Here is a 20174-nt window from a genome sequence, read left to right as displayed (position 1 = left end):
TCAATTTCCGAACGCGATGGTTGTCCAGGTAATCAGGATCACGATCCCGATGACCATCGCGAACGCGTAGGTGAAGATGTATCCCGACTGCGCCCGGTTCAGCCACTTGGTCGCAAAGGGGACGATGCCCATGGCGATGCCGTTGATAGAGCCGTCGATGACAGTGCCGTCGCCACGCTTCCACAGGAATGTACCGAGGCGCTTGGCGGGACGGACGAAGATCGCGTCGTAGATTTCATCGAAATACCACTTGTTGAGCAGCAACCGGTACAACGGGTCCAGCGTGTCTGCCCATTTTCGGGGCAGCGAGGGCTGTCGAATATAGGCCAGCCACGCCACAGCGAAACCCAGCAGCATCGCGATAAAGGGCGACAACCTGACCCAGACAGGCACTTCGTGCGCCTGTTCGATGACATCGTTTTCCGGACCGATGAAGATCGCGCCTTCGCCGGGTGTCTGTGGCGCGCGTTCGATCAGCGCCTCGCCCTCTTCCGGTGTCTCGCCCTCTTCGTCCGCAGTGATCACGGAAGTCTGTTCGTCCTGAACCGGGGCCTCGGCACGCACCTCGCCTTTGGGGATGCCGAAGAACTTGTCGATCTTTTCCTGGCCGCCGAAAAACGGACCGTAGAACGCCATTCCGGCCAGGACCGAGCCAACGGCGAGCACGCCCAGCGGTATGGTCATGGTGGCCGGGCTTTCGTGCGCATGTTCGTGGGTATGCCTGTCACCGCGCGGCGCGCCGTAGAACGTCATGAACATCAGGCGCCAGCTGTAGAAGCTGGTGAATGCCGCCGCGATGACCAGTGCCCAGAAGGCCCCGGCGTTGCCCACGTATGCCACCTCGATGATTGCATCCTTGGAGACGAACCCGGCGAACCCGACCGGAAAACCGACATACAGAAGCGGAATGCCGACGCCGGTGATGGCCAGTGTACCGATCATCATCGACCAGAAGGTATAGGGGATCTTCTTTCGCAGGCCGCCATAATTTCGCATGTCCTGTTCATGGTGCATCGCGTTGATAACCGACCCCGCGCCAAGGAACAGAAGTGCCTTGAAAAAGGCATGCGTCAGCAGATGGAACATGGCCACCGAATAGGCCCCCAGACCGGCGGCGACGAACATGTAACCCAGCTGCGACATGGTGGAATAGGCAATGACGCGCTTGATATCGTTCTGCACCAGACCGATGGTGGCCCCCACAAAGGCGGTTGCCGCGCCGATGACGACTACAAAGGCCATGGTTTCCGGTGCATATTCCATCAGCGGCGACATGCGGGCGACAAGGAATACACCCGCCGTCACCATCGTCGCGGCATGGATCAGCGCCGAGACCGGGGTCGGGCCTTCCATCGCGTCAGGCAGCCATGTGTGCAGGCCAAGCTGCGCCGATTTTCCCATTGCGCCGACGAACAGCAGGAACGCCAGCAGGTTCGCCGCATTCCAGTCGGTCCAGAGGAAGCGGATCGTCGTTTCCGCCAGGTCCGGCGTGGCAGCAAACACGTCCGAGAAGTTAATGCTGTCGGTCATGAAGAACAGGCCGAAAATGCCGAGCGCGAAGCCGAAATCGCCGACGCGATTGACGATGAACGCCTTCATGGCGGCAGCGCTGGCCGACGGTTTGCGCCAGTAGAACCCGATCAGAAGATAGGACGCGACGCCCACGCCTTCCCAGCCGAAGAACATCTGCAAGAGGTTGTCCGATGTCACCAGCGCCAGCATCGCGAAGGTGAAGAATGACAGATAGGCAAAGAAGCGGGGTTTATAGACCTCGCCCTCGCGCCACTGCGGATCGTTGTCCATGTAACCGAAGGAATACAGATGGACGAGCGATGAAACGGTCGTCACCACGATCAGCATGATCGTCGTCAGACGGTCCAGGCGGATCGACCAGTCGGTCAGAAGGCTGCCGCTCTCGATCCAGCGGAACAACTGGATGATATCGGTCTGGCCGTCATACGCCAGGAACACGATCCAAGACAGCAACGCGGCGAGGAACAGCAGACCGGTCGACGTGATGAGCGCGGCCTTCTCGCCAATGAATTTCCAGCCAAATCCGCAGATCAGCGCACCCAGAAGCGGAGCAAACAGGATGATCGTTGCCATGTGCGTCAGCCCTTCATCACATTGACGTCTTCGACGTCGATCGTACCCCGGTTGCGGAAGAAGCAGACCAGGATGGCCAGCCCGATGGCGGCCTCGGCGGCGGCGACGGTCAGCACAAAGAGCGTGAACACCTGCCCCGTCAGATCGCCGAGGAAGCCCGAGAAGGCGACGAAGTTGATGTTGACCGCAAGCAGCATCAGTTCGATCGACATCAGTATGACGATCACGTTTTTCCGGTTCAGGAAAATGCCGAAAATGCCGATCACGAACAGCGCGGCAGCCACGGTCAAGTAGTGTTCAAGTCCGATCATCTCGTCCCTCTCCGGCGCACTTGCGGCCCCGTTCGTCGTCTTTTCAGTCGTCCGTTTAAAGGAACGAATAGCCACCCAGCAGAATGATCAGCAGAATGATGATGATGATGATGGTTGTTCTCGACATAGCCTAAAGTCCCTGTCCTGGTTTCACATCCGTCACGTTCATCGCCTTGGCCGGATCGCGCCACATCTGGTGCAGCACGTTCTGGCGCTTGACGTCGCGCCTGTGGCGCAACGTCAGGGCAATGGCTCCGATCATCGCGACCAGCAGGATCAGACCCGAAAGCTGGAACATGATGAAATATTCATCGTATAGAATCAGGCCAAGCGCCGTCGTATTCAGAACCGGCGGCGTGTCGATGGATGACAGACCGGCCGCGACCTCAACCCCGTCGGCTACTTCCCAGACGCCGTAGGCGATGGCCAGCTGCATCAACAGGACGATACCGATCAGTCCGGCCAGTGGCACATATTTCGCCATCTCGGCCTTCAGCTCGGCAAAGTCGACGTCCAGCATCATGACCACGAACAGGAAAAGCACCGCGACCGCACCGACATAGACGATGATCAGCAGCATCGCGACGAATTCGGCCCCCAACAGGACGAACAGTCCCGCCGTCGACAGGAAACACAGGATCAGCCAGAGCACCGAATGCACCGGGTTGCGCGACACGACGACGAACAAGCCGGCCGTCACCGTGATGATCGCGAACAGATAGAAGACGAAATCAAGAACCGTCATTCATCGTCCTCCAGAACCGCGTTGGCCAGTTCCATCGCCTTGTTCATCGCGGGCAGTCCGCCGAACAGTCCCATCAGGCCGATGGTTTCGGCGATCTCCTGCTTGGTGGCACCCTGCTCGGCGGCCTGACGGACCGTGATCCGCACCTGCGCCTCGGCCTGCGCGCCCAGCACGGTCAGACCGGCCAGAGTCAGCAACATCTTGGTCTTCGCATCCAGACCTTCGGGGTTCATCCCCTTGCCCATGAACTGTTCCATCACCTCTTTGGGCATTGTGGGCCACAGCTTTTCAAACCCCTGCGGCGTGAAATTCTCAAGCGCCGGGTTCATCGTCTTGGCCATGCCCTGCATGTGCGACATCCAGGCGGTGAAGGGGTTTGAGTCGGTCATCGGTAGGGTGCATCCATCTCGAGGTTCTTGGCGATCACCGCTTCCCAGCGTTCGCCATTGTCCAGCAGCTTTTCCTTATCATAGAAAAGCTCCTCCCGCGTTTCGGTGGCATATTCGAAGTTCGGACCTTCGACGATGGCATCCACCGGGCAGGCTTCCTGACAGAAACCGCAATAGATGCACTTGGTCATGTCGATGTCATAACGCGTGGTCCGGCGGCTGCCATCTTCACGCGGTTCGGCGTCGATGGTGATGGCCTGCGCCGGGCACACCGCTTCGCACAGCTTGCAGGCGATGCATCGTTCTTCACCATTGGGATACCGACGCAGCGCATGTTCCCCGCGAAAACGCGGGCTTTGCGGACCCTTTTCGTGTGGATAGTTCAGCGTGGCCTTGGGCGCGAAGAAATACTTCAGACCCAACTTCATGCCAGTCCACATGTCGGCCAGCAGGAAATATTTGACGGAACGGTTCCAGTCGATCTGCTGTGTCATCAGGCGTCTTCCTTCTCGAAACGGGTCGTGCCCGCCATATCCGATCCTTGCCACTTCACTTCGTAGTCGCTTTGCAGGGCATAGGTCGGGGGATGCGAATCCTCGGTCTTCTCGATTTCGTAATACAGATAAGTCCGGCCGGTGCCGATCTTGCCTTTCATACGCAGCCGCCTGCCGGTCGCTGCGGGGTCGCGGAAGGGCTGCTCCCCGACTTTGCCGCCCGGTATCTTGGGCATCGCCCGGCAATCGTGCACCACGCAGTTGCAGGCCCGGCTCCAGAACGTCCAGACCAATTCGGGGTTGAACTGATACATTCCGTGCCCCGGCCAGCCGTTCATGCCGTTCGCCGACACGAAACGTCCGCCGGGCTTAAGCATACTATACACCGTCTCCAGCGCCTGCGGCACGTTGAAAACATGCTCGATCGTGCCTCCGTCGAAGATGAAGTCGAACTGGTTCTCCAATTCGGGCGCAGGCGGCTTGTTCAGATCGTGCAGAATCGTGGCCCCTTCGAAGCCGGAAAAATCCATTGCTTCCATCGGGCCGAAGCCCAGTTTCTCCATCAGGGTCTCGCAATATGCGTCGTCTTGCAGGTAGTCAAAACGGCGCCCCTCGATGCCGTTGCGCTTCAGGGAAGCCTCGTAATCCTTCGCGAACTGCGTCTGGATTTTGAACGCATGCCGACCGAGCATTAACGTCCGGCCTCCCTTGGAGGGCTGCCAGCGCGTCGAAAGCTCGACCAGCTTGTCGAAGAGGACGTAGTCCACCCCCATGCGATCAGACCCCCGTCACCCAACGGGCCCAGAACCCGCCGAGCACTTCGTACCGTGCCAGAAAGGCCACCAGAACAACCCAGGCCAGCGAGAACGGAAGGAAAACCTTCCACCCCAGACGCATCAACTGATCGTAGCGGTAGCGCGGCACGATAGCCTTCACCATCGCGAACAGGAAGAAGAAGAACGCCATCTTGGCGACCATCCACAGGGGCGAGTCGGGGATGAACGGGATCGGCGACAACCAGCCGCCGAAGAACAGAAGCGTGATCAGGGCGCACATCAGGAAGATGGCGATGTACTCGCCCGCCATGAAAAGAAGGAACGGCGTGGACGAATATTCGACCTGATAACCCGCGACCAACTCCGATTCCGCTTCCGGCAAATCGAATGGCGGGCGGTTGGTTTCGGCCAGCGCCGAGATGAAGAACAGGAAGACCATCGGCAGGTGCGGCAGCCAGTACCAGCCGAAGAAGCCCCAGCCGGTGTCCTGCGCGCGCACGATATCGCCGAAGTTGAGCGATCCGGTCGACAGGATCACACCGATGATGATCAGGCCGATGCTGACTTCGTAGGAGATCATCTGCGCGGCGGACCTGAGCGAACCGAGGAACGGATATTTCGAGTTCGACGCCCAGCCGCCCATGATGACGCCATAGACCTCGAGCGAGGAAATCGCGAAGACATACAGGATCGCCACATTGATGTCCGACAGGACCCAGGTATCGCTGAACGGGATGACCGCCCATGCAACTATGGCCAGAACAAAGGAAATGAGCGGCGCCATCATGAAGACGGTGCGGTCTGCTCCGGCCGGAATGACAATTTCCTTGACCACGTATTTCAATGCATCGGCGACTGACTGAAACACGCCCCACGGACCGACGACATTGGGACCGCGCCGCATCTGAACGGCGGCCCAGATCTTGCGATCGCCATAAACCAGGAACAGCAGCGAAATCATCACGAAGGCCACGACCGCAAGGGCCTGTGCCAGAATCGTCAGGGCAATACCCAAGCCCGATGCCAGAAAGTCCGCCATGTCACATCCTCATACGGTCGGGATGCCCTTCGCGCGGCAGTCGTCCACCGCCACCTCGGCATCGATCGTCCTCAGTCCACGGGGGACCCCAGCCGAGACGGTGTAAACCGCATCTCCGCGCCAAAGACCACCCTCTTCCATCACGTTTGTCCGCACCTGTCGCGCGAACCCGAACCCCCGGATCAACGCATATTGTGCCGCAGCGCACTGCGCGTAATCCAGCACGTCCCGCCGGTCCCGCGCCCCGGTCATAGACACGAGGAAGTTGACCAGATCACCCTCCAGAAGCCGTGTTTCGACCCCTTTGTAGTCGGGGCGGAACACGTCGGCGACCGGCTGCTCTTCAGTTTGGCAGGCCGCCAGACCCAGAAACAGACCCAGAAGCGACCCGATGCGGGCGCGCACGGTCACTCCGCCGCGATAGGCTGCGCTTCGCGGGCACGGGCCAGTTGCGACAACTCCGCCATCAGTTCGCTGGCGCGCGCCACCGGGTTGGTCAGGTAGAAATCGTCGATCGGCAGCCCGAAATCGCCATCGCCCAGCTTCGGCAGCTTGCCCAGTGGCTCCGGTTTGTTGACTGCGACTTCATCCAGTTCCGCCAGATGCGGGGCGATCTCGACCATGGCGGAACGCAGTTGCGCCAGACTGTCGAAGGGCAGCTGGAAGCCGGCTTCGGCGCTCAGCGCGCGCAGGATGGCCCAGTTCTCCTTGGCCTCGCCCGGTGCGAACCCGGACCGCAAGGCCAGTTGCGGGCGGCCTTCGGTATTGACGAACAACCCCTGCTCCTCGGTCCAGGCAGCCCCCGGAAGGATCACATCGGCGCGGTGCGCGCCCCGGTCGCCATGACTGCCCTGATAGATGACGAAGGGGCCGTCCGGCACGTCGATCTCGTCCGCGCCCAGGTTGTAGATGACCTCGGCCGACAACACGGCTTCGATGCCGCCGTCGGCATATGCGCCGACATCCATCGCGCCGACCCGACCCGCAGCCGTGTGCAGGATCAGCAAGCCGGAGTTCGAATTTTCCGCCACCTGCCGGGCATGGGCCAGCACTTCGGCCCCATCCACACCGGTCAGGGCACCGTTGCCGACGATGACGATGGACGGCCCGTCCTGCGTTTCCTGACTGACCTCCTGTCCGGACACTTGTGCCAGCGCGGCCCGGTCGGTGCCGACATGCGCGTAATCATAGGTCAGATCGACACCTTCCCCGACCAGCCCGACGTTCGCGCCGCGCAGCCAGGCCTTGCGGATACGCGCGTTCAGCACCGGGGCTTCGCGCGCCGGGTCGGTCCCGATCAGCATGATATGATCTGCGGTGTCGATGTCTTCGATGGTGGCCGTTCCGGCATAACCGGCCCGATTCGCAGGCAGTTTCGCCCCGTCGGTCCGGCATTCGGTCACGCCGTCCATCGAGGCCATCAGCCGGGTCAGGGCAAAGGCAGCTTCTGTAGGGACCAGATCACCGACGATCCCGGCCACTTTTTTGCCCTTCATGGCCGTTGCCGCCGCCGATAGCGCCTCGGGCCAAGTCGCGGGCCTGAGCTTGCCGTCCACCCGGACATAGGGTTGGTCCAACCGCTGACGCCGCAACCCGTCCCAGACGAAGCGGGTCTTGTCGCTGATCCATTCCTCGTTGGTGCCGTCGTGGTTGCGCGGCAAAATGCGCATTACTTCGCGGCCCTTTGTATCGACACGGATGCTGCTCCCGAGGGCGTCCATCACGTCGATCGTCTCGGTCTTGGTCAGTTCCCACGGACGGGCGGTGAAGGCATAGGGCTTGGACACCAGCGCGCCGACGGGGCAAAGGTCGATGATATTGCCCTGCAGGTTCGATTTCAGCGTCTCGCCCAGATAGGACGTGATCTCGCTGTCCTCGCCACGGCCGGTCTGACCCATCTGGGTGATGCCCGCGACTTCAGTGGTGAACCGCACGCAGCGGGTGCAGGAAATGCAGCGCGTCATGTGGGTTTCGACCAGCGGCCCCAGATCCAGATCGACGGCGGCCCGCTTGGGTTCGCGGAAGCGGCTGAAATCGACGCCGTAGGCCATTGCCTGATCCTGCAGGTCACACTCGCCGCCCTGATCGCAGATCGGGCAATCCAGCGGGTGGTTGATCAGCAGGAACTCCATCACGCCTTCGCGGGCCTTCTTGACCATCGGGCTGTTGGTCCTGACCTGCGGCGGCTCGCCGTCCTTGCCGGGACGCAGATCCTTGACCTGCATGGCACAGCTTGCGGCGGGCTTGGGCGGACCACCGACCACTTCGACAAGACACATCCGGCAGTTGCCCGCGATCGTCAGGCGCTCGTGATAACAGAAGCGGGGAATTTCGATGCCGGCCAGTTCGCAGGCCTGGATCAGGGTCATCTCCCCCGGTGCCTCGACTTCGGTTCCGTCGATCAGGATTTTCTTGAGGTCGGCCATGCCCATCGCTCCGGTCAGCTAAAACAGCGCGTATCGATGGGGTTCTAGCCCGCCCGAACGGCGGAAGCCAGTCATTGCCCCGCCAAAACGCGCGACCGTTCAGCGCGGGTTCAGAAGCCGCCCGACCTGCGTATCCTGCGCGACCTGCGCACGTCCGACGGCACAATGCGCCGCCACGTCGCCCTTGCGCGCTCCCAATGCGGCCAGACGCTGGCGCGCGATAACTTCCAGCCGGTCCTTTTCGACGTCATCATCGATGTAGGCGTCAATTTCGTCGGAAGAATATCCAAGGCCGCTGGCCGCCGATTTCAACGCCAGCAGATATCGCAGGCCGCGTATCTTGCGCGCGCTGATATCGGGGCACACTTCCGAAATTTCATAGGCGATACCCACCGTAATCAGCCCCTCGCTGATCCGCCGTTCGTCCTTCAGATCGGCAAAGGCGGGGGCGGACGTCAGCAGGGCGGCAAGCGTCAGGCAAAGGGGGCGCAGGGTCATATGGCTCGACTTTCGATAAGGTTCGCTGGTGGTGAACCTTGGCATCTATCGTCGGCTATTCAATATCTGCGGGTCTGTCAGGCGATGGCATGCCGGATCAGGGGCCCGAAGGATCAGCGCGAAATGCAGGTTCCGGTCAGCACCAGGTCGCCGCCTTCGCCGATGGCGATCTGCTCGATTGGCCGGTCGGGTCCCTGCGACCACAGAATTTCCGACCCTCCGACCTGGCGCAGACAGTATTCCACCGCCTGAACCCGACCGGCCTCGACCGCACCGCTCAGATCGCGGCCTGCATTCCGTGTCACGGTCGTGAAGTCGCGGCGGTTTTCCTTGCTGGACTGGACACGGGTTCGGAACCGCACGCCGTCGATCTCAGTGCCGCTGCCGCGCAACCCGCCGCCGCTGAATGGACCCGAAGCCCCCGACGCCAAGCTTCCGATCGCGCCGCAGCCCGACAGCGCGAATGCTGCGCCGACCAACAGAACCGTGAACTTCATCTTTCGACCTCCAGAAGCAGGGCGCCGATCTCGGTCCCCTCAGTGATTTCCCGGCGTCCCGCCGCGCAGACCGTCGTTTCGGTCGCGCCATCGGTCAGACCGTGCTTTTCCATGAACGCCTGTTGCAACACGGCAATCCGGTCGCCGGGGTCCTGCATCCGCGTGGTCAGATTCTCGGGCGTGAACCCGTCCTCGGCCAATGCGGCGAGCGTGGCATCGGTGCTTTGCGTCATCGCGGCCGGGTTCACCGAAAGCGTGCCGCAATTCACCGCCACGATCTGCGCCGTGGACGTCGCCATGGCGGAGGTGACGAAATATTCCGGTGCAGGAACGGTGTCCTGTGCCATTGCGGGCGTCGCTGCCAGGACGAGGATCACCAGACGCATCACAGCGCGCAGGGTCCGACAGCCAGCATTGCCCAGCCATCTGAAACAGCCAGCGCGTATGGGCTATGAGCAATCGCATCAGTCATTCGGCAGCCACCGCCGACACGCGACCCGTCCGCTTGTGTTTGATGCGATCCTCGATTTCGTCGCGGAAATGGCGGATCAGACCCTGGATCGGCCAGGCCGCCGCATCGCCCAGAGCACAGATCGTATGCCCTTCGACCTGCTTGGTGACATCCAGCAGCATGTCGATCTCTTCGACGTCCGCGTCACCCTTCACCAGCCGGTCCATGACCCGCATCATCCAGCCCGTGCCTTCGCGACAGGGCGTGCACTGGCCGCAGCTTTCGTGCTTGTAGAATGCAGACAGCCGCCAGATCGCCTTGATAACGTCGGTGGAGTTATCCATCACGATTACCGCCGCCGTGCCCAGGCCGGATTTCTGTTCTTTCAGATAGTCGAAATCCATGATCGCTTCGCGCATGTCGCGACCGGGGATCATCGGCACCGACGACCCGCCGGGTATCACGGCCTTCAGATTGTCCCAGCCGCCGCGGATACCGCCGCAATGGGTCTCGATAAGCTCTTCGAAGGAAATCGACATGGCCTCTTCGACAACGCAGGGCCGATTTACATGACCCGATATCGCGAACAGCTTGGTGCCAGCATTGTTCGCCCGCCCGAAGCCCGCGAACCATTCCGCGCCACGTCGCAGGATCGTCGGCACAACGGCAATCGACTCGACGTTGTTCACCGTCGTCGGACAGCCATACAGACCCGCACCCGCCGGGAACGGCGGCTTCATGCGCGGCATCCCCTTCTTGCCCTCGAGGCTTTCCAGAAGCGCGGTTTCCTCGCCGCAGATATAGGCCCCCGCGCCGTGGTGCAGATACAGATCGAAGTCCCAGCCGGATTTCGCGGCATCCTTTCCCAGCAGACCGGCTTCATAGGCCTCGTCGATGGCGTTTTGCAGCGCCTCTTTCTCGCGGATATACTCGCCGCGGATATAGATGTAGCAGGCGTGCGCGTTCATCGCGAAAGACGCGATCAGCGCGCCTTCGATCAGGGTGTGGGGATCATGGCGCATGATCTCCCGGTCCTTGCAGGTGCCCGGCTCGGATTCGTCGGCATTGATCACCAGATAGGAAGGACGCCCGTCGCTTTCCTTGGGCATGAACGACCATTTCAGACCGGTCGGGAAGCCAGCGCCGCCACGACCGCGCAGACCGGAAGATTTCATGATTTCGACGATCTTGTCGCGGCCAAGTCCGATCAGGTCCCTGGTGCCGTCCCACTGCCCCCGCGACTGCGCGCCCTTCAGGCTGCGGTCGGCCATGCCATAGATATTGGTGAAGATCCGGTCCCGGTCTTGCAGCATGTCGTCACTCCTTCTCGCGGCGCATCCGCCAGATCATAGCCGTCTCATAGATCGCCCAGCCCATCCCGACCAGCGCAACCGCATCCCCCAGACCCATGACACGGCGCGACAGCTCCAACTGCACGCCCAGGAATTGCAGCAGACCCCAACCCGCGAACACGGCAAGGATCAGGATGGCCACCCTGCCGGAGCGTTTGGCGATCGCCGTGTCTAGGTCAGAAGGTCCGGTCATTTCGGGCCCTGTTGAACAGGTCGCGACAGGTGTCGTCAAGCGGCCAGAGGGTCGCGGCCCGGCCCGATGACTGGATCAGCGCTCCTTGCTGGCCTTGCGGGAAAACGCCGTCTCGCCTCCCGATGCCAGGGTCTTGGCCTGACTGACCCAATCGTCGCGCTGCACCCGGCCCTTGAAACCTTCCAGATTATCATCGACCCAAGCCACCTCGCGTTCGGACCACCCTGCGATCTGGTCATAGTGCCAAAAGCCCATACGGTTGCACATCGCCTCCAGCTTCGGCCCCACACCCTTGATTTTCTTCAGATCGTCCGCACCGGTCCCGCGCGGGGCATCCAGGGTTTCGGGCTTGGTGCCGATGACACCGCCGGATGGCACCGCGCTGGTCGGAGCGGCGGCCGACGTTTTCACGGGCGCGCTGTCGTGTGTGGCTGATGCGGCTGCGGCGTCCGCGTCGGTTCTGGCCGAAGCTGCGTCGGCACCTTCGCCGATCGACGTTCCGGTTGCGGCGGGCGATGTGCCGCCAGCGGCGCCGCCCCCGGCGGCGGCGCCTCCCCCGGCAACCGAGGGGGGAACCGTGCTGCCGCCAGCATCCGCGCCGACATGACCGGCGGGCCGCGCGGTCTCGGAGGCGGATGCGGGCGGATCACCCTGCATCGCAGTTCCGGAGGTTCCCGTCGCGCTTGCGCTGTCGTCACCGATCATTCCCAGAACGACCAGCAGGATCGCGAATATGACGACCCCGCCGATCAGAGCCCAGAAGAACCCCCAGCCCATGGCAAGCCAGAACAGCAGAAAAAAAATCACGCCGCTGCCGGCAGCGATAGGCATCCGATTGCGGTGAACAGTAGTTCCGGTGTCGTCCATGATATATCTCCCCAGACTGGCGGGGGATCAGATCCTGGATCGGCCCCCTAGTTCGTGCGGGTCGGAAACTCCGTCTTCTGCCCGCCTTCCGTCAACACCTTAGCCTGTTTGACCCATTCGTCACGCGTCACGCGCCCCTTGAACCCTTCAAGGTGCGAATCGACCCAGGCGATTTCGTCCGCAGACCAGGATGCAATCTGGTCAAAATGCCAGAACCCCATGGAATTACATATTTTTTCCAACTTCGGCCCGATTCCCCTGATGGACTGCAGGTCGTCGGCCTTACCGTCGCGCGGGGCGCTCAGACCCGCTGGCCTGGCCACATCGGAAGGCGTTTCAGGCGATTCGGATGCATCCGGTTCCAGCACTACTTCGGGTTCTGCGCGGAAATCGGCCCCTGCACCCGATTTTGTCGCTGGTGCAACTTCGCCGCTATCGGGCCTGCCCTTGGTCTGGGCATCCGATCCGCGCACTTCGGCCACGCCGTCGCTTGCATCGCCCCGCCTGCGGTTCGCATCGGACTGTCCGCGAACACGTCCGGCCTGTTTTCCATCCGGCCCGCTGGGCGGCAACATCGGGTCGCGCGCGGCAACCTCAGCATTGGGATCGGCCTGTTCGGCTTTCCGCCACGGCGCGCGCAGAGGCACTTCCGTGCCGTCGATCCGCTTGATCGTGTCGCCCAGTTCGGTCGCCAGGGCGACGCTGGCGTTCTGATCGTGGTCTTTGTTGCCTGCTGCATCGGTCAGCGTTGTCGCGCCGCCCATAGGTTCGGACGCAAAGCGCCCGTTCTGCGGACCTGGCACCGGCACTTGGCCCGCACGGAACTCGTCCAGCATTTCGCTGAACCGCTCGACCGTCAGATCTTCATAATAATCCTTGCCGATCTGGGCCATCGGCGCGTTGGAACAGGCCCCCAGACACTCGACCTCTTCCCACGACAACTGACCGTCTTCGCTGATGTCATGCGGTCGCATGGCGATCTTCTCGCGGCAGACAGCGATCAGGTCCTCGGCCCCGCAGATCATGCAGGACGTGGTGCCACAAATCTGGATATGCGCTGTCTTGCCGACGGGTTGAAGCTGGAACATGAAATAGAACGTCGCCACCTCCAGCCCTCGGATATAGGCAAGGCCCAGCATCTCGGAGATGTGCTCGATGGCAGGCCGCGTCAGCCACCCCTCCTGCTCCTGCGCACGCCACAAAAGCGGGATGATCGCGGAAGCTTGCCGCCCTTCGGGGTATTTCGTCATCTGCGCCTCGGCCCAGGCCTGATTGGCGGGCGTGAAGGCGAAGGTCTCGGGCTGGTCTTTGTGGAGGCGGCGGAGCATTTCGGTTCCTTCGGTATGGCGCAGGCTATCTGGAACAAAGCGGATCGACCCACAAGCGGTCGGACCCTAACGCTTGCAGTTTGTACGGGTCAGCATGGCCCCATCGACCGTCACGACACCGCGGTCGGCCAGTTCACCGATGGCACGGGTAAGCCGGGCATAATGTAGCCCGTTTCTTGCAACCAGTTCCGCGGCAGGGACGCCGATATGAATCGACATCTGACGGGCAAACGCCAGGCGATCTTCAGGCGTGGACGCATCGAACGAACAGTTCCGCAGACTCAGCGCGTCGAGAACTCCGGCCTCGTATTCCGCAGCGGTCTGGGCAGTGGCAATCGTCCCGATAGACAGGATTGCAAGGCTTGTGAATGCGAACTTCCTCACCGATCGATCTCCCCGAACACCACATCCAGCGTCCCGATAATCGCGGCCACATCGGCCAGTTGATGCCCGCGTGCGATGTGGTCCATCGCCTGCAGATGCAGGAACCCCGGCGCACGCAGCTTGGCGCGGTACGGCTTGTTCGATCCGTCCGACACCATATAGACGCCGAACTCGCCCTTGGGGGCCTCGACGGCGGCATAGACCTCTCCGGCAGGCACGTGGAACCCTTCGGTATACAGCTTGAAGTGATGGATCAGGCTTTCCATCGACGTTTTCATATCGGCGCGCAACGGCGGCGTCATCTTGCCGCGCGCCAGCACGTCGCCCTGACCCTCAGGCTCCCGCAGCTTGGCGATGGCCTGCTTCATGATGCGGATCGACTGCCGCATCTCCTCGATCCGAACGAGAAAACGGTCATAGCAGTCACCGTTGTTGCCCGTCGGAATCAGGAAATCGAATTCATCATAACATTCATAAGGCTGCGCCCGCCGCAAATCCCACGCCAGACCCGACCCGCGCGCCATGACGCCCGAAAAGCCCCAGTCCATGACCTCCTGCTCGGAGACGATGGCGATATCGACGTTGCGCTGCTTGAAGATGCGGTTCTCTGTCAGCAACTCGTCAATATCGGCCAGCGCGTTCGGGAAGGTTTCGCACCACGCCTCGATATCGTCGATCAGGTCGGGCGTCAGATCCTGATGCACGCCACCGGGCCGGAAATACGCGGCGTGCAGACGTGCACCGGATGCGCGTTCATAGAACACCATCAGCTTCTCGCGCTCCTCGAACCCCCAGAGCGGTGGCGTCAGCGCGCCAACATCAAGCGCCTGTGTCGTCACGTTCAACAGGTGCGACAGGATACGTCCGATCTCGCTGAACAACACCCGGATCAGGGACGCGCGGCGCGGCACCGGCGTGCCGGTCAGTCGCTCGATCGCCATACACCAGGCATGTTCCTGGTTCATCGGTGCCACGTAATCCAGCCGGTCCATATAGGGCAGGTTCTGCAGATACGTCCGGCTTTCCATCAGCTTTTCGGTGCCACGGTGCAGCAGGCCGATATGCGGATCGCAGCGGTCCACAATTTCTCCGTCCAACTCCAGCACCAGCCGCAGCACGCCGTGCGCCGCCGGATGCTGTGGCCCGAAGTTGATGTTGAAATTGCGGATCTTCTGCTCGCCGGTCAGAGCGTCTTGATACCCGCGCGGATTGGTCAGATCGCCGTCCATCATGCTGCATTCCTCGGTTTCGGTTCACTGAACGCAAGAATCCAGATCAGAACCAAGGCTCCGAGCGGGATAATTGCGACAAGCGAAATCCATGACGAATATCCGAATTTGGGCAGGAGCTTCCAGAATGGCACGACCAGCAGCACAGCCATGACGAGCATCACCAGAAGACCCGAAAACCCCATTCCATACGTCATCGCGTCGTCTCCTCAACCTTCGAGTGCCGGACCGCGCATGGTCCGGAACACCTTGGTGATAAGTTTCCATTGCCCATCTGCGCGGATGAAGCCCAGATGATCCTCGAACCGCCGTGGCGGCACATCGACCCACAGATGGACGCGCGCCGTTTCGTCCCCTGCCACATCCACGCCGAGGATCTCATAGGAAGGCTCACCCGGAAACGGCTCCCGTCCGCTGACACGCTCCAGGTAAGCCGCCTTGTCCCAGAACTGTGCGCCGCCTGACCCAGTGACTGCGGTCATGATAAAGCGGTCGTGACACATGGTCTCGAAAATTTCGGTCCGCGAATGGTGAATGCCGTTACAATAGGCGACGGCAAGCTCGCGCACAACGTCCAGAGACGGGACGGAAGCGTCCATCACTTCGCCTCCCCTGTCTTCTTTTCGTCACCGGGCAGCACGTATTCCGCACCCTCCCAGGGCGACATGAAGTCGAACTGCCGATATTCCTGCGTCAGCGACACCGGCTCATAGACGACACGCTTCTGCACTTCGTCATACCGCACCTCGGTATAGCCCGTGGTCGGGAAGTCCTTGCGCAGCGGATAGCCGCGAAATCCGTAATCCGTCAGAATGCGCCGCAGGTCCGGATGATCCGAGAAAAGGATGCCGAACATGTCGAAGACCTCCCGCTCGAACCAGTTGGCCGAGGGATGGATGCCGGTGATGGATGGCACGATCTCTTCTTCGCGGACGCGAACCTTCACGCGGATGCGGTGGTTCAGATACATCGACAGGAAGTGATAAACGACGCAGAATCGTCGTTCGTTACCCGGATAGTCGATCGCCGTGATGTCGACCAAAGACGCGAAACGGCACTGTTCGTCGGACTTGAGGAACTCCACCAGCGCGGGAATGTCCGATGCGGTCGCTTCCAGCGTCAGCTCGCCCAGCGTGATCGAATGCGACGATACCAGATCGGCCTGCCGCAACTCGATATGCGTGGCCAGTTCTTCCAGTTGGTCAATCTGAACCTGAGTTTCCATCAGCGCACCAAAGTCCCCGTGCGGCGGATCTTCCGCTGCAGTTGCAACAAACCGTAGAGCAACGCTTCCGCGGTCGGCGGGCAGCCCGGCACATACAGATCGACCGGCACGATCCGGTCACACCCGCGCACGACACTGTAGCTGTAGTGATAATAACCGCCGCCGTTCGCACAGGACCCCATCGACAGCACATATCGAGGCTCGGGCATCTGGTCATAGACCTTGCGCAGAGCGGGTGCCATCTTGTTGGTCAGCGTGCCCGCCACGATCATCAGGTCCGACTGGCGGGGGGACGCGCGGGGCGCGGTGCCGAAACGCTCCATGTCATACCGCGGCATGGCGGTGTGCATCATCTCGACCGCGCAGCAGGCCAGCCCGAAGGTCATCCAGTGCAGCGACCCGGTGCGCGCCCAGTTGATCATGTCCTCGGTCGAGGTCAGCAGGAACCCCTTGTCCTGCAACTCCCGGTTCAGAAGTTGCGTGCCGTGTTCCTTGTCGCCACCTGCGGTGTTCAATCCGGTCTGCACGCCCATGATGCCGCTCCTTCGGGAATCTCGCGGGGGCACGAAGCCCCCGGTCGCGTTGCGGTGTATCCCGCGCCCCATGAAGGGTCAACGCGGACACCTTTATGATATCGGTCCGATCGCGCGACTTTCCAGCCATCGCCAGGTCGCCGCATCGTCGGCCTGGGCCATTCGCTGCCGCGAGCCGCGCCCAAGACGATTCATCCCTTTCGGTCAAGGCTGGCCCGAAGCGATCTGCAACAATACTTTCGCCGTCTGATTGCCGTCTTCACGATACGGACTGACCGCCTGCCCGCCACGAAACCCTGAGGACGGGTCTGCGGGTAATTCCAGCGAGGGGGGGCATCGCCGGACAGGGCGACCTGATTTACAATCATACATCGGTCCAGAACGGGTAATCCCCCGCTTGGAGCAATTGCCAGAGGCGCGGCGTCACACTCCCGGCATTCGCCAGCGACGTCAGTGAACGCCCGCGCTCAATCCCACTCCATCGCGCCCTTTTTCCACTCGTAGGCAAACCCTACCGTCAGGACGACCAGGAACACGATCATCGACCAGAAGGCCGCGTCTGTCAGCCCGGCGAACGACACCGCCCAGGGGAACAGGAAGGCCATTTCCAGATCGAAGATGATGAACAGGATCGCAACCAGATAGAACCGCACGTCGAATTTCATCCGCGCATCATCGAAGGCATTGAACCCGCATTCGTAGGCCGAGACCTTTTCCGGGTCCGGCGCGCGCACGGCGATGATGGCGGCCGCCATGATCAGCATGAGGCCCAGCGCGATGGCCACGCCAAGGAAGATCATGATAGGCAGGTATTCACGCAGCATCTCGTCCATCGGGACCTCCGGAGGTATCTGTCACTTTGCTGTTAAGCCTGGCGCGGCATGGCGTCAACGCAGGGCATCAGAACCCCCGCGTGCCCATCAGCGTCATCTTGACCCAGGCCAGCCCGACGCCGGGTGTCTCAACCCTGCACCAGCTCTGCCCCGGCGCGCAGATATCCAGATATCCCCCCTCGCCCGGCTGCAACTGTCCGATGATCTCGTTGTCAGTCCCCGGTCCGGCGCGAAGATTCACATACCCATCCGTGACGTTATAGAACGGCGCATCGGTCGCGAAGATCAGCGGTATGTCGGCGCCCGGTACGATCAGGCCGGCCACGTCCCGCCGGGGCCAGACCGGCTCGACGGGGTCCGGCTCGGACAGAACCGGGTTTGCAGCGTCCGGAAGGGTCCGGACAGTATCCGTGTCGTCCGGAAGGGTCCGGACTGTATCCGTGTCGTCCGGCAGGGGGCGGACCGGCGCAATCTGTCCGGGCGTCTCGTTATCCGGCTCCGGCTGAGATCGCGTGATGCCACTTCCGACGGAGGCACGGGGTTCTGCCGTCGGGGCCTCTGGCAACGGTTCGACGAAGACCGGATTGATCGGAACAGGGCCGACCGTCAGCGGATCGGCGGGCGCTGCCTGGTCAGTCCCAGGCACGACCTCCGCCTGTGTCGTCCGCAGGATGGACGTATTGATCCATCCGACCTTTTGGTCCGTCGACATCAGGCACCACAATCCACGCAGGTCACAGCGTCCCCGCTCGGCCACTTCACCCGGATCAAGCTGGTCCAGCACGGCGAATCCGACCCCCGGCCCGCCCCGCATGTTGACCGGATAGGTGTTCGCATTGCGCATCGGTTCCGCGACCGCGAACGACGGACTCACCAGCATGAGAAGGGCAAGAACGGCTGATTTCATGGCAAGCTCCCGTTGTCAGATCCGGTCGACGACATCGGGCTGATATCCGACCTGACCCTGTATGCAATGCTTTGCCCGCAATGGCAGACAGGCTGCGGTTTGTGCAAGAACCCGACCGGCCCATGCGGAAGTTATTGAATAACCACGCCCATCGCCGCCCGCAACTCGCTCGCCGTATTCCGACTCCGGCCCTGACGGTTTTATAAGTCGCGCAGTGTCGTGGCTACCCGCCCCGCTGCCGACAGTCTGGCTGCCCCCGCCGCGAATCGCGCCGAAAGATATGGAAGCTGCGACATAGCCAAGAAACAGCGCGCCTTTCCGCATACAATCCCGACCCCGCGCTCCAGAGCAGCCTGTCTCCAACACGGTCAGAGACAGGATGCCGGAACCCGAACGCCTAGATCGCGTTCAGCAAAGTCAGGGACGGATCGCCCGTCACCGCCATCCCGCGTGACTGCTGATAAGCAGAGATGGCGGCCCGGCTTTTCGGTCCGATCACACCATCACTGCCGTCGGTATCGAACCCGGCGGCGGTCAGTTTGCGCTGCAATGCCTTCCGCTGGTCGATGGTCATGCCAAAGCGGTCGGGCCCGAATGCCTGTCGCAGCGGACCACCGCCAGCGATCCGATCCGCCAGATGTCCGACACCCAGCGCATAGCTGTCAGAATTGTTGTAGCGCTTGATGACACGGAAATTCGGCCCGGTGCGGAACGACGGGCCGCCCGCGTCGGGCGTCAGATTGCCATCCGCGTCCTCGACCGCCCAGCTTGCCCCGCGCTTCCAGCCCGCGCCCGAAAGATAGGATGCCGTCGAGGCCAGCGCATCGGCCGGGTCGTCACCCCAGATATCGCGTCGCCCGTCGCCGGTGAAATCGACGGCGGATTGCAGATAAGACGTCGGAATGAACTGTGTGTGCCCCATCGCCCCCGCCCAGCTTCCGACCATGCGCGCAGGCGTCACGTCTCCGGCCTGGAGGATTTGCAGCGCAGCGATCAACTGCCCCTCGAAAAACGCGCCGCGACGTCCGTCATAGGCAAGCGTCGACAGGGCCGATATGGTCGGGATATCGCCGCGCCGCACGCCGTAATTGCTCTCGACGCCCCAGATCGCGCAGACGATCTGCGCGGGCACTCCGTATCGGCTCTCGATGGCATTCAAGGTGTTGCGATTGCGGGCAAAGGCCGCGCGCCCGGCCTGAACCTTCGACTCGGGGGCGACGATGGCGATGTAGTCCTCGAAACTGCGCTTGAATTCGGTCTGGTTGCGATCGCGCGCGACCACGCCAGGCAGGTATCCTGCCCCCCGAAACGCCCTGTCGGTCACGTCCGCCCGGATGCCCTTGGCAGCGGCCCGTCCCTTGAAACCTGCGACCCAGTCGCTCCAGCCCGGATTCGGCTGCGGGAGCAGGGCCGGATCGGTGGTCCGGGCGCTGGACCCCGCTGAAATCACGGGGTCGGCGGCGCAGGCCGACAAGGGGACTGCGGCAAGCAGCAGGGTGAATGTGCGACGGGTAAACATGCCTGTTGATCCTTCTGACGAGGGGTTTTCGGCAGCCTATCGTGCGCCCGCAGTCGGACCAAGGGGCCATTG

General features: G+C 61.9%; 25 protein-coding genes. All 25 read right to left on the bottom strand.

Translation table 11 applies throughout. From position 1 onward, the window contains the following. Positions 1-2106, bottom strand: coding sequence for an NADH-quinone oxidoreductase subunit L (gene nuoL / locus BMY38_RS04075; RefSeq protein ID WP_092759983.1), 2106 nt, complete (start codon positions 2104-2106; stop codon positions 1-3). A gap of 5 nt (positions 2107-2111) precedes the next feature. Beyond that, positions 2112-2417 carry an NADH-quinone oxidoreductase subunit NuoK gene (gene nuoK, locus BMY38_RS04070; protein WP_092759981.1) on the bottom strand — a complete coding sequence of 102 codons (306 nt, stop codon included), beginning with the start codon at positions 2415-2417 and terminating at the stop codon, positions 2112-2114. A gap of 130 nt (positions 2418-2547) precedes the next feature. Continuing rightward, complete coding sequence (locus tag BMY38_RS04065) at positions 2548-3162, bottom strand: NADH-quinone oxidoreductase subunit J (protein ID WP_092759979.1); 615 nt, start codon at positions 3160-3162, stop codon at positions 2548-2550. After that, positions 3159-3551 carry a carboxymuconolactone decarboxylase family protein gene (locus BMY38_RS04060; protein ID WP_092759977.1) on the bottom strand — a complete coding sequence of 131 codons (393 nt, stop codon included), beginning with the start codon at positions 3549-3551 and terminating at the stop codon, positions 3159-3161. Before BMY38_RS04060 ends, BMY38_RS04065 begins: the two co-directional genes overlap by 4 nt. Continuing rightward, complete coding sequence (gene nuoI, locus BMY38_RS04055) at positions 3548-4045, bottom strand: NADH-quinone oxidoreductase subunit NuoI (RefSeq protein WP_092759975.1); 498 nt, start codon at positions 4043-4045, stop codon at positions 3548-3550. The genes BMY38_RS04060 and nuoI overlap by 4 nt, the downstream gene beginning before the upstream one ends. Continuing rightward, entirely contained in the window at positions 4045-4818 is a 774-nt protein-coding gene (locus BMY38_RS04050; protein WP_092759973.1) for a class I SAM-dependent methyltransferase, read from the bottom strand. Before BMY38_RS04050 ends, nuoI begins: the two co-directional genes overlap by 1 nt. Positions 4819-4822: 4 nt before the next feature. Continuing rightward, positions 4823-5860, bottom strand: a complete 1038-nt coding sequence (nuoH, locus tag BMY38_RS04045; RefSeq protein ID WP_092759971.1) for an NADH-quinone oxidoreductase subunit NuoH — start codon at positions 5858-5860, stop codon at positions 4823-4825. A 9-nt stretch (positions 5861-5869) separates the two neighbouring features. Next, entirely contained in the window at positions 5870-6241 is a 372-nt protein-coding gene (locus tag BMY38_RS04040; RefSeq protein ID WP_092761183.1) for a YNQ4 family lipoprotein, read from the bottom strand. A 26-nt stretch (positions 6242-6267) separates the two neighbouring features. Continuing rightward, positions 6268-8286: an NADH-quinone oxidoreductase subunit NuoG gene (gene nuoG, locus BMY38_RS04035; RefSeq protein WP_092759969.1), complete on the bottom strand. Its 2019-nt coding sequence runs from the start codon at positions 8284-8286 to the stop codon at positions 6268-6270. Between the two features lie 99 nt (positions 8287-8385). Next, the gene (locus BMY38_RS04030; RefSeq protein ID WP_092759967.1) at positions 8386-8784 is read right to left on the bottom strand and encodes a DUF5333 domain-containing protein; all 399 of its coding nucleotides are present in this window, start codon (positions 8782-8784) and stop codon (positions 8386-8388) included. A 113-nt stretch (positions 8785-8897) separates the two neighbouring features. Continuing rightward, the gene (locus BMY38_RS04025; RefSeq protein WP_092759965.1) at positions 8898-9281 is read right to left on the bottom strand and encodes a hypothetical protein; all 384 of its coding nucleotides are present in this window, start codon (positions 9279-9281) and stop codon (positions 8898-8900) included. Further along, positions 9278-9658, bottom strand: coding sequence for a DUF5333 family protein (locus BMY38_RS04020; RefSeq protein WP_139204648.1), 381 nt, complete (start codon positions 9656-9658; stop codon positions 9278-9280). Before BMY38_RS04020 ends, BMY38_RS04025 begins: the two co-directional genes overlap by 4 nt. Before the next feature lie 91 nt (positions 9659-9749). Then, positions 9750-11045, bottom strand: a complete 1296-nt coding sequence (gene nuoF / locus BMY38_RS04015; RefSeq protein ID WP_092759961.1) for an NADH-quinone oxidoreductase subunit NuoF — start codon at positions 11043-11045, stop codon at positions 9750-9752. A 4-nt stretch (positions 11046-11049) separates the two neighbouring features. After that, positions 11050-11277, bottom strand: coding sequence for a DUF5337 family protein (locus BMY38_RS04010; protein WP_092759959.1), 228 nt, complete (start codon positions 11275-11277; stop codon positions 11050-11052). 75 nt (positions 11278-11352) lie between these two features. Next, positions 11353-12144, bottom strand: coding sequence for a helix-hairpin-helix domain-containing protein (locus BMY38_RS18025; RefSeq protein ID WP_175495757.1), 792 nt, complete (start codon positions 12142-12144; stop codon positions 11353-11355). 47 nt (positions 12145-12191) lie between these two features. Next, positions 12192-13472 carry an NADH-quinone oxidoreductase subunit E gene (locus BMY38_RS04000; protein WP_092759958.1) on the bottom strand — a complete coding sequence of 427 codons (1281 nt, stop codon included), beginning with the start codon at positions 13470-13472 and terminating at the stop codon, positions 12192-12194. Between the two features lie 66 nt (positions 13473-13538). Beyond that, a complete protein-coding gene (locus BMY38_RS03995) occupies positions 13539-13856 on the bottom strand; it encodes a hypothetical protein (RefSeq protein WP_092759956.1) in 318 nt (105 codons plus the stop codon). Beyond that, a complete protein-coding gene (locus BMY38_RS03990) occupies positions 13853-15088 on the bottom strand; it encodes an NADH-quinone oxidoreductase subunit D (protein ID WP_425431617.1) in 1236 nt (411 codons plus the stop codon). Before BMY38_RS03990 ends, BMY38_RS03995 begins: the two co-directional genes overlap by 4 nt. Next, on the bottom strand, positions 15085-15282 hold the full coding sequence (locus BMY38_RS03985) for a hypothetical protein (protein WP_245737492.1): 198 nt from the start codon (positions 15280-15282) through the stop codon (positions 15085-15087). The genes BMY38_RS03990 and BMY38_RS03985 overlap by 4 nt, the downstream gene beginning before the upstream one ends. Before the next feature lie 12 nt (positions 15283-15294). Further along, positions 15295-15684 carry a nuclear transport factor 2 family protein gene (locus BMY38_RS03980; RefSeq protein WP_092759955.1) on the bottom strand — a complete coding sequence of 130 codons (390 nt, stop codon included), beginning with the start codon at positions 15682-15684 and terminating at the stop codon, positions 15295-15297. Then, positions 15684-16310, bottom strand: coding sequence for an NADH-quinone oxidoreductase subunit C (locus BMY38_RS03975; RefSeq protein WP_092759954.1), 627 nt, complete (start codon positions 16308-16310; stop codon positions 15684-15686). Before BMY38_RS03975 ends, BMY38_RS03980 begins: the two co-directional genes overlap by 1 nt. After that, positions 16310-16843, bottom strand: a complete 534-nt coding sequence (locus BMY38_RS03970) for a NuoB/complex I 20 kDa subunit family protein (RefSeq protein WP_092759953.1) — start codon at positions 16841-16843, stop codon at positions 16310-16312. The genes BMY38_RS03975 and BMY38_RS03970 overlap by 1 nt, the downstream gene beginning before the upstream one ends. A gap of 467 nt (positions 16844-17310) precedes the next feature. After that, entirely contained in the window at positions 17311-17676 is a 366-nt protein-coding gene (locus BMY38_RS03960; protein ID WP_092759949.1) for an NADH-quinone oxidoreductase subunit A, read from the bottom strand. Positions 17677-17743: 67 nt separating this feature from the next. Continuing rightward, the gene (locus BMY38_RS03955) at positions 17744-18583 is read right to left on the bottom strand and encodes an SH3 domain-containing protein (protein WP_092759947.1); all 840 of its coding nucleotides are present in this window, start codon (positions 18581-18583) and stop codon (positions 17744-17746) included. A gap of 397 nt (positions 18584-18980) precedes the next feature. Next, on the bottom strand, positions 18981-20102 hold the full coding sequence (locus BMY38_RS03950) for a lytic murein transglycosylase (RefSeq protein WP_092759945.1): 1122 nt from the start codon (positions 20100-20102) through the stop codon (positions 18981-18983). Positions 20103-20174 lie beyond the last annotated feature (72 nt).

The organism is Jannaschia helgolandensis (assembly GCF_900109285.1).
In the GTDB taxonomy this organism is placed as follows: domain Bacteria; phylum Pseudomonadota; class Alphaproteobacteria; order Rhodobacterales; family Rhodobacteraceae; genus Jannaschia; species Jannaschia helgolandensis.
The sequence above is the reverse complement of the archived record's forward strand: the minus strand, read 5'-3'. Positions and strand labels throughout refer to the sequence as shown.